The organism is Pseudomonas sp. DWP3-1-2 (assembly GCF_049896285.1).
Classification (GTDB): domain Bacteria; phylum Pseudomonadota; class Gammaproteobacteria; order Pseudomonadales; family Pseudomonadaceae; genus Aquipseudomonas.
This window is the reverse complement of sequence record NZ_JAFCTZ010000003.1, coordinates 473,142-487,706: the sequence shown is the minus strand read 5'-3', so window position 1 is coordinate 487,706 and position 14,565 is coordinate 473,142. Positions and strand designations below refer to the sequence as shown.

The window sequence follows — 14,565 nt, the reverse complement described above, 5'->3', positions numbered from 1 at the left end:
CGCCATACAAAAATCCCCGCAGCCTTTTGGGTGCGGGGATTTTTTATGTCTGTCGGAGCAGGCGTGAGACCGGCTTCAGCCGGGAAAGGCCAGCGCGTTCGCTGCATCTGCATCGCCTGAATTACCCCTTCCCGGCTAAAGCCGGTCCCACGGTGTCACGCTGTTGCTGCCACCTGATCCGAAGCGCGGCACCCACCCGACAATACCTGACGGACAAGCACCGCCAGCCTGTAGCTCAACGCTACATTTCCACCTGCGTCCCCAACTCGATGACCCGGTTGAAGGGCAGCTTGAAAAACCGCAAGTTGCCATTGGCATTTTTGAGCATGAAAGCGAACAACGTCTCCCGCCAGCGGGCCATGCCGACCATTTTCGACGGGACCACGGTTTCGCGGCTCAGGAAGTACGTGGTACGCATCGGACTGAAGTCCAGGTCCTGCAGATGACACAGCTTTAACGCGGCTGGCACATCGGGCTCGTCGATAAAACCGAAATGCAGGATCACCCGATAAAAACCTTCGCCATAGGAGTCGACCTCAAATCGCTGCTCCACCGGGACGCGCGGCGTATCCTCGTACATCACGGTCAGCAGCACCACTTGCTCGTGCAGCACCTGATTGTGCAACAGGTTATGCAGCAAAGCGTGTGGCACGGCATCGGCGCGGGCCGTCAGAAAAACCGCCGTACCCTGAACACGATGGGGTGGCTGAACCCGAATGCTGCTGATGAAAATCGGCAGCGGCAGACCGCCTTCGTCGATACGCTCCACCAACAGTTGCTTGCCACGCTTCCAGGTGGTCATCAGGACAAACAGCACCACCCCGGCAATCACCGGAAATGCCCCACCCTGAATAACCTTTGGCACGTTGGCGGCAAAGAACAGGCTGTCCACCAACAGCAGGGCCAACAGCAGCGGCACGGCCAGGAACACAGGCCATTTCCATAGCAGGAGAATGACCGACGACACCAGAATCGTGGTGCAGAGCATGGTGCCAGTGACGGCGACACCGTAAGCCGAGGCCAGCGCGCCGGAAGACTCGAAACCCAGAACCAGCAGAATCACGCCCACCATCAACGACCAGTTGACCGCGCCTATATAAATCTGGCCCTGGGCATCACTGGAGGTGTGCTGGATGTGCATACGCGGGACGTAGCCCAACTGGATCGCCTGCAGGGTCATGGAGAACGCACCGGAAATCACCGCCTGAGAGGCAATGATCGTGGCCAGCGTCGACAGCCCCACCAACGGCAACAGGGCCCAGCTCGGTGCCATTAGATAGAACGGGTTGCGCGCCGCTTCCGGGTTTTCGAGCACCAGAGCGCCCTGGCCGAAATAATTGAGCACCAGCGCGGGCAGCACGAGGATGAACCACGCACGGGCAATCGGCTTGCGTCCGAAGTGGCCCATGTCGGCGTACAGGGCTTCGGCGCCAGTCAACGCCAACACCACTGCGCCAAGGATCGCTACGCCGATGCCGGGATGAAGGATAAAGAAGCGCACGGCCCAGACCGGATTCATCGCATGCAGCACTTCGGGCTGATGCATGATGCCATAAACACCCAACATGCCCAGCACCACGAACCAGGTGACCATGATCGGGCCGAACAAGACGCCGATGCGCGCCGTACCGTGCCGCTGAATCAGGAACAGCCCGATCAGCACCACCAGCGCCATGGGCACTACCCAATGTTCAATGCCGTCGAAAGCCAGCTCCATGCCTTCCATGGCCGAGAGCACGGAGATCGCTGGCGTGATCATGCTGTCGCCGTAAAACAGCGCCGCCCCGAACAAGCCAAAGACCACCATGACCGCCTGCAGCTTCGGATAACTGGCCGATGCGCGTCGCGCCAGAGCCGTCAGCGCCATGATGCCGCCCTCGCCCTGATTGTCGGCACGCAGGATGAAGACCATGTACTTGAACGACACCACCCAGATCAGCGACCAGAAAATCAGGGACAAGATGCCCAGAATTGCATCATGAGTAACGTCAACCCCATAGCCCCCCTGAAACACTTCCTTGAGGGTATACAACGGGCTGGTGCCGATGTCGCCGTATACCACGCCCACCGCCGCCATCAATAAACCCAATGGTTTTGCCGTGCCGTGCCCGGCATCACCCTGACTGCTTGCTTGACTCATCTACCACTCCAGAAACCAAGGCTTGCGCCACTGGGCACAAGTCGATGCGTTGAGCTACCGAAAGTTATTGCACGACGTCATGCCTATAACCTCGACACATCCCGTAACGCCGCGAAGCATAGCGCAGCACTCGTCGTAATTCTCCGTATAAAGCTGGTCAATCACGGGACTGGTCGCTAGAATTGCGCACTTTTTGATCAGAGGCGCACGGATCCCGTTTCGAAATACGTACACTCCGGGCCAGCGGCCGGTTTCGCCAGGCAACTCAGCATGACGAAATCAGCACCGCCCGAGTCGTACCGCTATTTTTGAGACAGGACACTAACGCCCAGCCGGTGCGCAGGCCGCCTGCCAACGCACTACATACGCCGAGGTTCGCCATGTCCACCGTTATCACGCCTTCCGCCCCCAAGGTCGGGTTTGTTTCCCTGGGTTGCCCAAAAGCCCTCGTGGATTCCGAGCGTATCCTTACCCAACTGCGCATGGAAGGCTACGAAGTCGTCGCGACCTATCAGGATGCCGACGTCGTTGTCGTCAACACCTGCGGTTTCATCGACACCGCCAAGGCCGAGTCCCTCGAAGTGATCGGTGAAGCCATTGCTGAAAACGGCAAGGTGATCGTGACCGGCTGCATGGGCGTCGATGAAAGCGTCATCCGCAACGTGCATCCCAGTGTTCTGGCTGTCACGGGCCCGCAGCAGTACGAGCAGGTGGTCAATGCCGTCCATGACGCCGCGCCGCCTAACCTGAATCACAACCCGCTGATCGACCTGGTTCCGCCGCAAGGCGTCAAACTGACCCCGCGGCACTACGCTTATCTGAAGATTTCCGAAGGCTGCAACCACAGCTGCAGCTTCTGCATCATCCCGTCGATGCGCGGCAAACTGGTCAGCCGTCCGGTGGGCGATGTGCTTGATGAAGCTCAGCGTCTGGTCAAGGCGGGCGTTAAAGAGTTGCTGGTGATTTCCCAGGACACCAGCGCCTATGGCGTCGATGTCAAATACCGCACCGGTTTCTGGAACGGCGCTCCGGTCAAGACGCGCATGACCGAATTGTGCGAAGCCCTCAGCTCCATGGGCGTCTGGGTTCGTCTGCACTATGTGTATCCGTACCCGCACGTCGACGAGCTGATCCCGCTGATGGCTGCCGGAAAAATCCTGCCGTACCTGGACATCCCGTTCCAGCACGCCAGCCCGAAGATCCTCAAACTGATGAAACGCCCGGCCTTTGAAGACAAGACCCTGGCGCGCATCAAGAACTGGCGCGAGCAGTGCCCGGACCTGATCATCCGCTCGACGTTCATCGTGGGCTTCCCGGGTGAAACCGAAGAAGACTTCCAGTACCTGCTGGATTGGCTGACCGAAGCACAGCTCGACCGCGTGGGCTGCTTCCAGTATTCCCCGGTCGAAGGCGCGCCGGCCAACCTGCTGGACGCCGCCATTGTTCCGGACGAGATCAAGCAGGATCGTTGGGACCGCTTCATGGCCCACCAACAGGCAATCAGCGCCGCTCGCCTGCAAATGAAAATCGGCAAGGACATCGAAGTCCTGATCGACGAAGTGGATGATCAAGGTGCCGTCGGCCGCTGCTTCTTCGATGCCCCGGAAATCGACGGCAATGTTTATATCGCCCTCGAACCTGGCAGCCCGATCAAGCCAGGCGACAAAATCATGTGCCGCGTGACCGACGCCGACGAATACGACCTGTGGGCGGATTTGCTCTGATCGTTGCCGTGCCCATGATCTGAATCAGCCCCGCCCTTCAAACGGCGGGGCTTTTTTTTGCGCCTGGGGCTTCTCGAATGCAGGCTGAAGTGACGCTCCCCGCTCTGCGCAATGATTCCACAGCAATTGCAATGTTGCCGCGATTAACCGGGCGGGCACGGGTACAATAAGCGCCTTTCTCTCAAGTAACGGCTCTTTGTCATGTCAGAACCCATCCGCCTCTCCAAACGTCTTATCGAGCTGATCGGCTGCTCTCGTCGGGAGGCTGAGCTGTATATCGAAGGCGGCTGGGTCACCGTGGACGGCGAGGTCATCGAAGAACCGCAGTTCAAGGTCGATACGCAAAAGGTCGAGCTCAGTCCGGCCGCCAAGGCCGATGCGCCGGAACCGGTCACGATCATCCTGCACAAACCGGCTGCCATGAGCGATGCCGATGCGCTGGCGCTGATCACCCCTGGCACCTTGTCCGAAGAGCACAGCTTTGGTAAACGCCCGCTCAAAGGGCATTTTCTGCGTCTTGAGCCCATTTCGACATTGCAGGCTAACGCCAGCGGCTTGATGGTGTTCAGCCAGGACTGGAAAATCCTGCGCAAGCTCACCGATGACCGCAGCAAGATCGAACAGGAATACATCGTCGAAATCACCGGCGATATGGTTGCCCACGGCTTGAACCGCCTGAACCATGGCCTGACCTACAAAGGCAAGGAATTACCCGCCGTCAAAGCCAGCTGGCAGAACGAAAACCGCCTGCGCTTCGCCATGAAAAACCCGCAGCCCGGCATCATCGCCCAGTTGTGCGAAGCCGTTGGCGTGAAGATCGTTTCAGTACGGCGCATCCGGATCGGCGGCGTTTCCATGGGCAAGTTGCCCGAAGGCCAATGGCGCTACATGACGGCCAAAGAAAAGTTCTGAGCACCGCTCATCCCATTCAGTGCCGCGAAGGCTCAGCCTCCGCGGCGTTACACCCGTCTTACCAGGATTCGAACAGACCATGATGAACAATGACGTACTGCGCAGCGTGCGCTACATGCTTGATATCAGCGACGGCAAGATCGTTGATATCGTCAAGCTCGGGGGCTTCGACATCACCAAGGCCGACGTGATCGCCTTCATGAAGAAAGAAGACGAGGAAGGCTATCAGGATTGCAGCGATGAAATCATGGCCCACTTCCTGGATGGCCTGGTGATCTTCAAGCGTGGCAAGGACGACAGCCGTGCGCCGCAGCCCATTGAACTGCCGATCACCAATAACACGGTGCTGAAAAAACTGCGCGTAGCCTTCGAACTTAAAGAAGAAGACATGCACGCCATCCTCAAGTCAGCCGAGTTCCCGGTCTCCAAACCCGAGTTGAGCGCACTGTTCCGCAAATTCGGCCACAGCAACTACCGCACCTGTGGCGACCAATTGCTGCGTAACTTCCTCAAGGGTTTGACCCTGCGGGTTCGCGCTTAAGCCGAGCACGGAGAACCTGTAGGAGCGAATTCATTCGATCCTACAGAATATGCACTCACTTCAGATCCTGCTTATGCCTGATTCCTACAGCGTCTCCCCCATCGGCTACGTGCGCTCCTGCTTCAAGGAGAAGTTCGCCATACCCCGCCAGCCCCATCTGGCCCCGGCAGCTCGCGGGGTACTGGAACTGGTGGCGCCGTTTGATCACGGCGACGCTGTGCAAGGTCTGGAACAGGTCAGCCATGTCTGGCTGTTGTTCCTGTTCCACCTCGCACTGGAGGACAAACCACGCCTGAAAGTACGGCCGCCGCGACTGGGCGGCAATCAGTCCATGGGGGTCTTTGCGACCCGGGCAACCCATCGCCCCAATGGCATCGGCCAATCAGTGGTCAAGCTGGACAAGGTCGAGGCAGGCCGTCTGTGGTTGTCCGGGATCGACTTGCTGGACGGCACGCCCGTGCTGGACATCAAGCCTTACGTCCCTTACGCCGACAACGTGCCGACCGCGAGCAACAGCATCGCCAGCGCTGCACCTGAACTGATCCCGGTTCAGTGGGAGGATGAGGCGCTGCGCCACGCCCGTGAACATGCCCTGCGCCTGAACGAACCGCTGGTCGAGCTGATCGAGCAATGCCTGGCCCAGGATCCTCGTCCCGCCTATCAAGTGCCAACCCCGGAGCGCCGCTACGGTGCGCAACTCTGGGATCTGGATGTGCGTTGGCATTACCCTCGGACGGGGCTGATTCGCGTGCTTGAGGTCGTCCCCGCGACGACTTGAAGAGCGTCTGCAAAACAAAACGTCGCCCACAAAAAAACCGCCTGGTCCGTGACCCCCAGGCGGTTTTTTTGTCACAGGCGCAACGTGCAGGCACGTCACGCGTTGTAAGGCTTACTTCTCGACGAATGCACGCTCGATCAAGTAATCACCTGGCTCACGCATACGCGGCGAAACCGTCAAACCGAAGCTGTTGAGCACTTCGCTGGTTTCGTCCAGCATGCTGGGGCTGCCGCACAGCATCGCGCGATCATCCTGAGGATTGATCGGCGGCAGGCCGATGTCGCTGAACAGCTTGCCGCTGCGCATCAGGTCAGTCAGGCGCCCCTGATTCTCGAAAGGCTCGCGGGTGACAGTCGGGTAGTAGATCAACTTTTCACGCACAGCCTCACCGAAGAACTCATTCTGCGGCAAGAGCTCGGTGATGAATTCGCGGTACGCGACTTCGTTCACATAACGAACGCCGTGACACAGGATCACCTTTTCGAAACGCTCGTAGGTTTCCGGGTCCTGAATGATGCTCATGAACGGCGCCAGGCCAGTACCGGTGCTGAGCAGGTAAAGATGCTTACCCGGCTTGAGGTCATCCAGCACCAGCGTACCCGTGGGCTTCTTGCTGATGATGATCTCGTCACCTTCCTTCAAGTGCTGCAGTTGCGAAGTCAGTGGGCCGTCCGGCACCTTGATGCTGAAGAACTCGAGATGTTCTTCCCAGTTCGGGCTGGCAATGGAATAGGCGCGCATGAGCGGGCGACCGTTAGGCTGCTGCAGACCGATCATGACGAACTGACCGTTCTCGAAGCGCAGGCCTGGGTCACGGGTGCACTTGAAACTGAAGAGGGTGTCATTCCAGTGATGGACGCTGAGGACACGCTCGTGGTTCATGTTGCTCATGTACGTAGGAACTCCTGAAATTTCGCCTGCGCCGGGTGTGAGCGCTATTGCGCGATATTCTAGTGGCAGACACAATATCTGTTAAATGAATTATCAAGATATAGGTTATCGGTTATATAGATATGCGATTTACTCTTCGTCAGCTTCAGGTATTCGTCGCCGTCGCGCAGCAGGAAAGTGTTTCCCGCGCAGCGATCCTGCTGTCCCTGTCACAGTCAGCGGCAAGCACCTCCATTACCGAACTGGAGCGTCAATCCAGCTGCCAGTTGTTTGACCGCGCCGGCAAACGCCTGAGCCTCAATGCCACGGGTCGCCAGTTGTTGCCCCAGGCGGTTGCGCTACTGGACCAGGCCAAGGAAATCGAGGACCTTCTCAACGGCAAATCCGGTTTCGGCTCGTTGGCCGTTGGCGCCACCTTGACCATTGGTAACTATCTCGCGACCCTGCTGATCGGCAGCTTCATGCAGCACCACCCGGAAAGCCAGGTCAAACTGCACGTGCAGAACACCGCGCATATCGTGCAGCAGGTCGCCCAATACGAAATTGATCTAGGTCTTATTGAGGGCGATTGCACGCATCCTGACATCGAAGTCCAGCGCTGGGTCGAAGACGAACTGGTGGTGTTTTGTGCGCCGCAGCATCCGCTGGCCAAGCGTGGTCATGCCAGCCTTGATCAACTGACCGAAGAAGCCTGGATTCTGCGCGAACAGGGTTCCGGCACCCGATTGACCTTTGACCAAGCCATGCGCCATCACCGCAACGCCCTGAATGTGCGGCTTGAGCTGGAACACACCGAGGCCATCAAGCGTGCGGTGGAATCCGGGCTGGGGATTGGCTGTATTTCACGGCTGGCTCTGCGCGATGCATTCCGGCGCGGCAGCCTGGTAGCGGTGCAGACGCCGGAACTGGACCTGATCAGGCAGTTCTATTTCATCTGGCACAAGCAGAAATACCAGACCTCTGCCATGCGCGAATTTCTTGAACTGTGTCGCTCGTTCACCACGGGCATCCAGCGCAGTGACGAGATTGTTCTACCGAGCATTTATCAGGCTGATACCTGACCGCGGCAGGTCAGGTTGTCAGCCCAGCAGGATCAACCCCCAGACAACGGCAATCATTCCCAGCGCAATGAACTGCGCGGCACTGCCCATGTCTTTGGCGTTTTTGGACAGCGGGTGCAATTCCAGAGAGATCCGGTCAATGGCGGCTTCGACAGCGGAATTGAGCAATTCAACGATCAGCGCCAACAGGCAGACCAGTACCAGCAAGGCATGTTCGGCCTTGCTGACATCAATAAAGAAAGACAAGGGAATCAGAACGACATTCAGCACTATTAACTGCCGAAAGGCGGCCTCTCCCTTGAACGCGGCGGTCAGCCCGTCGAGGGAATAGCCAGTGGCATTGAAAATACGCTTCAGGCCGGTTTGGCCCTTGAAAGGAGACATAGGAGTGGCTGCTTGAATAAAAGAAGGCAAAGTTAAGTCAGGACAAGTCAAAAAAGCGTGAACGACGGGTGTTGTGGCCGCGATCAGTTCGGCGAGATCGATTCCAATTGTTGCAGGAGCAGGGCCGCCTGAGTGCGGGTGCGCACCCCCAGCTTGCGGAAAATCGCTGTCACATGCGCCTTGATGGTGGCCTCGGAAACGGTCAACTCATAGGCAATCTGCTTGTTCAACAACCCTTCGCAGACCATGGTCAACACCCGAAACTGCTGCGGCGTCAGGCTTGCAAGACCCGCACTGGCGGCCTTGGCTTCAGCCGAGACACTGACCGGTTCATTGACCTGCGCCGGCCACCAGACATCCCCTTCGAGAACCTTGCGCACCGCCTGCTGAATGGTCTCCAGAGAACTGGACTTGGGAATAAAGCCGCTTGCACCGAACTCCCTGGAGCGCACGACGATGGACGCCTCCTCCTGGGCTGACACCATCACCACCGGAATCTGCGGATACTGACCGCGCAACAGGACCAGGCCGGAAAAACCGTAGGCCCCGGGCATGTTCAGGTCCAGCAGAACCAGATCCCAGTCGGCTTTCTCCCCCAGATGCGTTTCAAGCTGGGCAATGCTGTCAGCCTCAACCAAACGAACATCCGGGCCGAGCCCTATGCTCAATGCCTGATGCAGAGCGCTGCGAAAAAGCGGATGGTCATCGGCTATCAGGATTTCGTAGGTCATTGGGTGATCCTGTTTTTATAGGAGCGCCGATCCGATCGGTGCTCAGCAAGGCATAGGGATATGCCAGCAAATGCTCGTTGTCGCGACACAGCACATTCGACGCAAACCCACAAAAACAGCGTCCAATCCTTTGTGCGGCGCCAAGCATGCCCAGCGAAGCCGGGGTGGTCAAGTGTTACGCCCAGGCGCGGCCACACCCACTATTGTGCGCTCATCCTCGACACGCGGCTGGCGCACACCCGAGATTTAAATAAAACACTTCAGATGGGTGTGGGCCGCGTCTTGCGCGTCAACAGGATTTTGAAACTTGGCCCCGAGGTAATGCGCAGTGAATACGTCCAGATAAGCATCCAGGGCACCACTGGCGTGCGTGTCACCAGCCAATTCAAGACACAGCGCCGCGACTTCGGCGGTACAGAAATGGTCGTCACGCTTGGAACGTCGTAACCGATAGCGGGACAACTGCTCCGATTGCAGACTCAGCACCGGGAAGCGTTCCAGATAAGGGCTTTTGCGAAACATCTTGCGAGCTTCAGTCCAGGTCGCATCCAGCAAAATAAACAGCGGACGCTTACCGTCCTCAAGCTTGACGTCACTGACCACGCGTTCTTGAGCGACAAACTCTCCCGGGAACACGATATAAGGCTGCCATTGTGGATCGTCCAGCAGCGCCAGCAATTGCTGATTCACATCAACGCGCGACCATCCAAATGCGTGCGTATCCTTGATCACATCCGCAATCAGCCACCCGGTATTGGTGGGCTTGAGCGGTTCGGTGTCATACATCAACAGGCACATGGCCGAGGTCGCCGGTACGCTGGGTTTCCAGGCGCACAGGCAGTAACTGAAGATAACCCGGCACCCCGGGCAGCGCGGCGCACGGGATCCACGGGCGATGAACGGCTTGGTGCTTTGCGCCAGACGTTGATCACGCAGGCGGGAAACGGCATGACTCATGGCTGAGGGCGCCGACAAACGGAAGACGTTGACACAGAGTTGGCTCGAAAAAGTGTAAGTGGGCGCAGTTTAACAGAGCCGTACGACCTGCAAACGCGGCTGTTCTCCCATTGAATCCATTTTCGGCCTAGGAGCGGCATGAACTCGTCACCTATACTTCGCCCCCACTGAAGCCCCCACACTTGGCAGGCCAATCAGTGAACGTACTTTTAAGTTTCCGGTCCAACGGCCAGTCACTGAATCAGGAGAGTTTAATGCTGCGCCTTATCGTTCCCACCCTTACGCTGTTGCTCGTTGCTCCGCTGTGCGCCAATGCGGCGTCCAAGCAGGAATTCGAACTGAGCAAAATGCTTGAAAAAGTCGCGAAGGAAAGCAGCGTCGGCACGCCACGAGCAATCAACGAAGACATTCTCGATCAAGGCTACACCGTTGAAGGCAATGAGTTGATCAACCACCTGAGCGTGCGCGCCGGCCAGGCTCAACAGATGCGCGCCAACCCCGACGCCGTTCGCAATCAACTGGGTAACAGTGTCTGTCACAACAATGGCTATCGCCAGTTGATGACCAAAGGCGCAGTGATGAAGTATCAGTTCACCGAGTACAAGACCAATCGCCCGGTCACCACGCAGGTATTCAGAGCCAGCGACTGCTCCGTCAAGAAATAACCCGTCTTTGTCCTGCTGAAGGTGGCGAGGCTTCAAGGCCTGCAGCCACCTCCTTTAACGCCCTGTGCGTTGTCCCGGTACCTGTCCTAACATCACGAAACCAAATCAGGCTCTGGCACAGACAATCGTTGCCAGCTTCAATGCTATAAGCACATCATCGAAAAGAACCCGACATCCTGCCCAAACGATCTATTGGATCAGGATGATGAGTCTGCGCATGGAGAAGCTTTGAATGCCTTATGAACCGAATGACCTGCTTTCAAGACACTTTCAGGACAGCGGCGCCGATCTTGCCCAGCGAATAGACGAACAGATCCGACTCGTCGCCCCCAATAGCCCAAACCTGGCGCTCTACCGAGACATGATGCTGACTGTCCTGCGCATGGCTCAGGATGATCGCAGCCGGTGGAACGCAAAAATCACTTTGCAGACCTTGCGCGAACTGGACCACGCCTTTCGTGCCCTCGATCAATTCAAGGGTCGCCGCAAAGTCACTGTCTTCGGCTCGGCACGCACACCCGTCGAGCATCCGATGTACATCCTGGCCCGGGAGCTTGGCCATGTATTGGCCCAGGCCGACCTGATGGTCATCACCGGTGGCGGTGGCGGCATCATGGCGGCGGCCCACGAAGGCGCCGGACGTAATCACAGCCTGGGCTTCAACATCACATTGCCCTTCGAGCAGCATGCCAACCCGACCGTGGAAGGCACGAGTAACCTGCTGCCGTTCCATTTCTTCTTTACACGCAAGTTGTTCTTCGTGAAGGAAGCCGACGCACTGGTCCTCTGCCCCGGCGGCTTTGGCACACTGGATGAGGCACTGGAAGTGCTGACGTTGATCCAGACCGGCAAAAGCCCTCTGGTCCCCATCGTGCTGCTCGACGTGCCCGGTGGCAGGTTCTGGCAAGGCGCCCTGGATTTCATGAGGGATCAGCTGGAAGCCAATCATTACATCCTGCCCAATGACATGAAGCTGCTGCGATTGGTTCACAGCGCTGAAGACGCTGTCGACGAGATCAACCAGTTCTACCAGAACTTCCATTCAAGTCGCTGGCTGAAGAACAAGTTTGTCATCCGCATGCATCACTCGCTGAGCGAATCGGCAATGGATCACATGCAGGAAGCTTTTGCCGACTTGCGTCTGGCTGAGGGTTTTCATCAGCACAGCTACGCAGGCGAAGAGCATGACGAGGCACAATTCAGCCACCTGACTCGCCTCGCCTTTACGTTCACAGGTCGCAATTATGGTCGTTTGCGTGAGCTGGTCGACTATATCAACCGAGCGGAAAACTGGGCCGGAACCGACACCCACCTTCAGCAAAAACACCCGTCACTGAGCGCCAGCTGACAGGTCATACGGACAAGGCCCGCTTCGGCTGGCCTTGGGTACGGATTGATCAGTCGTCCCCGCCTCGCCCGCTGAGCAAGCGGCCGACCATATCCAGCGGGTACCCTCGATAAGTCAGGAACCGTCCTTGCTGCGCACGTTCACGGGCATCAACAGGCAGATGCCCGCCGAATTTTCGCTGCCATGTTTCCTGAAGCTTTTCCTGCCAATCGAATCCGCACTCGCGCAGTGCCTGCTCAATGTCCGCCCGCTGCAAACCACGCTGGCTGAGTTCCTCACGAATACGCAGAGGACCATAGCCCGAGCGCGCACGATAGGAAACAAAGCTTTCAAGGTAACGGGATTCGCAAAGCAGCCCCTCTTCCGTCAGACGGTCCAGGGCGGGGTCGATCAACTCGGGAGGTGCGCCGCGCTGACGCAGCTTGCGCGTCAGCTCGACACGACCGTGCTCGCGGCGGGCGAGCAGGTCCATTGCAGTTCGCCGGATGGCGACGGGTGTATCCAGTATCACAGCCATGGTCTATCAGATGTCGACGTTAGCTTCAGCCATGTCGTCAGCAGGAGCAGCAGCAACAGGACGCGAACCTTCGGCCTTGGTGTCAACGCCTGGGGTCAAGAGCTTGTCACGAATCATCTTCTCAAGAGCTGCACCGACTTCCGGATTGTCTGCCAGGTACTTGGCCGAGTTGGCTTTACCCTGACCGATCTTGCTGCCCTGATAGCTGTACCACGCACCGGACTTCTCAACGAAGCCATGCAGCACAGCCAGATCGATGATCTCGCCGTTCAGGTAGATACCCTTGCCGTAAAGAATCTGGAACTCTGCCTGACGGAACGGCGGAGCCACCTTGTTCTTCACAACCTTGACACGGGTTTCGCTACCGACAACTTCATCACCTTCCTTCACCGCACCTGTACGACGGATATCCAGACGTACCGAAGCGTAGAATTTCAGCGCGTTACCGCCGGTCGTGGTTTCCGGGCTACCGAACATCACACCGATTTTCATACGGATCTGGTTGATGAAGATAACCAGACAGTTGGCGTTCTTGATGTTACCGGTGATCTTGCGCAGCGCCTGAGACATCAAACGTGCCTGCAGGCCGACGTGCATGTCACCCATCTCGCCTTCGATCTCGGCCTTTGGCACGAGCGCCGCGACGGAGTCGACGACGATCACATCGATCGCGTTGGAACGCACCAGCATGTCGGTGATTTCCAGAGCCTGCTCACCGGTGTCCGGCTGCGAAACCAGCAGGTCATCGACATTGACGCCCAGCTTACCGGCGTATTCAGGATCGAGAGCGTGTTCCGCATCGACGAATGCACAGGTCGCGCCCATTTTCTGAGCCTGGGCGATGACCGAAAGGGTCAACGTGGTTTTACCGGAAGATTCCGGACCGTAGATTTCAACGATCCGGCCTTTAGGCAAGCCACCGATGCCGAGGGCAATATCCAGACCGAGCGAACCGGTAGAGATAGAAGGAATCGCCTGGCGGTCATGGTCACCCATGCGCATTACGGCACCTTTACCGAATTGACGCTCGATCTGACCCAAGGCCGCAGCCAAGGCTTTCTTCTTGTTCTCGTCCATTGAAGTCCTCACGTAATCAAATTCAATTAGGGGCCTGACGGCCACAACACCTGTATAAGTAGACAGTATTATTCCACAGCGATGCGCGCGCGCCTACCCCCGTGTTGGTATTTCTGCTTGAGCAAGGGCTATCAGCCCCTCTAGAGCAGCCTTTACCGTTTGTCGGCGCACGTCATCACGATTACCGTCGAACTGACGCCGCTCGGAAATGATTGATCCTGCGCTGCCCCAGGCCAGCCATACCGTGCCCACCGGCTTCTCGATGGAGCCGCCATCGGGCCCTGCGATGCCGCTCACAGCCACCGCAAACCGCGCGCCACTGTGGCTCTGCGCGCCGCGCACCATGGCTTCGACAACCTCTTGACTGACTGCACCGACTGTCGAAAACAGCGCTTCAGGCACGCCCAGCTGCGCGAACTTCTGCCGATTGGAATAAGTGACATAACCTGCCTCGAACCAGGCCGAGCTGCCGGCAATGCGCGTGATGGCTTCGGCAATACCGCCACCGGTACAGGATTCAGCGGTCGTTACCTGGGCTCCAAGGGTTTTCAGGCATTTGCCGAGGTGGGTGGCCAGCCGGGTGATCTCGTCCAACGCAGTCTCCTTTATTGCTTACGCTCAGGATGGGAACGGTTGCAAGGGCAACCGTTCCGTCACGATCAGTCAATGTTCTTTCTTTTTGGGGCAAGATGGCTTTCTGATGGTTTCGACCGTGGTCTCCTTGGGACGACGCTTTGCCTCCTCGATGGGAATGAAGCGTCCACTCTCCGAATCCCGTGCACGTTTGTTTGCCATATAAAAGTCCTTTTTTATAAATGCCGGCGCACATCGGCCGGCGA

The 14,565-nt window shown here is 57.8% G+C and carries 15 protein-coding genes; 7 read left to right on the top strand and 8 right to left on the bottom strand.

Going from position 1 to position 14,565, the window contains the following annotated elements:
- Positions 1–241 precede the first annotated feature (241 nt).
- Positions 242–2,140 carry a potassium transporter Kup gene (locus tag ACP7B0_RS11130; RefSeq protein WP_426141357.1) on the bottom strand — a complete coding sequence of 633 codons (1,899 nt, stop codon included), beginning with the start codon at positions 2,138–2,140 and terminating at the stop codon, positions 242–244.
- Positions 2,141–2,520: 380 nt separating this feature from the next.
- Here ACP7B0_RS11130 and rimO point away from each other — a divergent pair, with 380 nt between their 5' ends.
- From rimO to tsaA, 4 genes are all read left to right on the top strand, one after another.
- Positions 2,521–3,864, top strand: a complete 1,344-nt coding sequence (gene rimO / locus ACP7B0_RS11125) for a 30S ribosomal protein S12 methylthiotransferase RimO (protein WP_426141355.1) — start codon at positions 2,521–2,523, stop codon at positions 3,862–3,864.
- A gap of 201 nt (positions 3,865–4,065) precedes the next feature.
- Complete coding sequence (locus ACP7B0_RS11120) at positions 4,066–4,776, top strand: rRNA pseudouridine synthase (protein WP_426141353.1); 711 nt, start codon at positions 4,066–4,068, stop codon at positions 4,774–4,776.
- Positions 4,777–4,855: 79 nt separating this feature from the next.
- On the top strand, positions 4,856–5,317 hold the full coding sequence (locus tag ACP7B0_RS11115) for a DUF1456 family protein (protein ID WP_426141352.1): 462 nt from the start codon (positions 4,856–4,858) through the stop codon (positions 5,315–5,317).
- A 73-nt stretch (positions 5,318–5,390) separates the two neighbouring features.
- A complete protein-coding gene (gene tsaA, locus ACP7B0_RS11110; RefSeq protein WP_426141351.1) occupies positions 5,391–6,095 on the top strand; it encodes a tRNA (N6-threonylcarbamoyladenosine(37)-N6)-methyltransferase TrmO in 705 nt (234 codons plus the stop codon).
- A 111-nt stretch (positions 6,096–6,206) separates the two neighbouring features.
- Here tsaA and fpr read toward each other — a convergent pair whose 3' ends face one another.
- Complete coding sequence (gene fpr, locus ACP7B0_RS11105; protein WP_426141350.1) at positions 6,207–6,986, bottom strand: ferredoxin-NADP reductase; 780 nt, start codon at positions 6,984–6,986, stop codon at positions 6,207–6,209.
- Positions 6,987–7,108: 122 nt separating this feature from the next.
- On the opposite strand from fpr, the gene ACP7B0_RS11100 reads away from it, so the two are divergent.
- Positions 7,109–8,047: a LysR family transcriptional regulator gene (locus ACP7B0_RS11100; protein ID WP_426141349.1), complete on the top strand. Its 939-nt coding sequence runs from the start codon at positions 7,109–7,111 to the stop codon at positions 8,045–8,047.
- Positions 8,048–8,065: 18 nt separating this feature from the next.
- Here the strand turns inward: ACP7B0_RS11100 and ACP7B0_RS11095 are convergent, their stop codons facing one another.
- From ACP7B0_RS11095 to ACP7B0_RS11085, 3 genes are all read right to left on the bottom strand, one after another.
- Positions 8,066–8,431: a diacylglycerol kinase gene (locus ACP7B0_RS11095; RefSeq protein WP_426141348.1), complete on the bottom strand. Its 366-nt coding sequence runs from the start codon at positions 8,429–8,431 to the stop codon at positions 8,066–8,068.
- An 83-nt stretch (positions 8,432–8,514) separates the two neighbouring features.
- Positions 8,515–9,162: a response regulator transcription factor ErdR gene (erdR, locus tag ACP7B0_RS11090; RefSeq protein WP_426141347.1), complete on the bottom strand. Its 648-nt coding sequence runs from the start codon at positions 9,160–9,162 to the stop codon at positions 8,515–8,517.
- Positions 9,163–9,408: 246 nt separating this feature from the next.
- Complete coding sequence (locus ACP7B0_RS11085) at positions 9,409–10,119, bottom strand: tRNA-uridine aminocarboxypropyltransferase (RefSeq protein ID WP_426141346.1); 711 nt, start codon at positions 10,117–10,119, stop codon at positions 9,409–9,411.
- A gap of 254 nt (positions 10,120–10,373) precedes the next feature.
- Here ACP7B0_RS11085 and ACP7B0_RS11080 point away from each other — a divergent pair, with 254 nt between their 5' ends.
- Positions 10,374–10,784 (top strand): quorum-sensing-regulated virulence factor family protein, encoded by a 411-nt coding sequence (locus tag ACP7B0_RS11080; protein WP_426141345.1) that lies wholly within the window; start codon positions 10,374–10,376, stop codon positions 10,782–10,784.
- A gap of 232 nt (positions 10,785–11,016) precedes the next feature.
- The gene (locus tag ACP7B0_RS11075) at positions 11,017–12,132 is read left to right on the top strand and encodes a TIGR00730 family Rossman fold protein (RefSeq protein ID WP_426141343.1); all 1,116 of its coding nucleotides are present in this window, start codon (positions 11,017–11,019) and stop codon (positions 12,130–12,132) included.
- A gap of 49 nt (positions 12,133–12,181) precedes the next feature.
- On the opposite strand, the gene recX is transcribed toward ACP7B0_RS11075, so the two are convergent.
- From recX to ACP7B0_RS11060, 3 genes are all read right to left on the bottom strand, one after another.
- Positions 12,182–12,649 carry a recombination regulator RecX gene (gene recX / locus ACP7B0_RS11070; protein ID WP_426141342.1) on the bottom strand — a complete coding sequence of 156 codons (468 nt, stop codon included), beginning with the start codon at positions 12,647–12,649 and terminating at the stop codon, positions 12,182–12,184.
- Between the two features lie 6 nt (positions 12,650–12,655).
- The gene (recA, locus tag ACP7B0_RS11065) at positions 12,656–13,726 is read right to left on the bottom strand and encodes a recombinase RecA (RefSeq protein ID WP_426141341.1); all 1,071 of its coding nucleotides are present in this window, start codon (positions 13,724–13,726) and stop codon (positions 12,656–12,658) included.
- Positions 13,727–13,819: 93 nt separating this feature from the next.
- Entirely contained in the window at positions 13,820–14,320 is a 501-nt protein-coding gene (locus tag ACP7B0_RS11060; RefSeq protein ID WP_426141340.1) for a CinA family protein, read from the bottom strand.
- Positions 14,321–14,565: the final 245 nt, after the last annotated feature.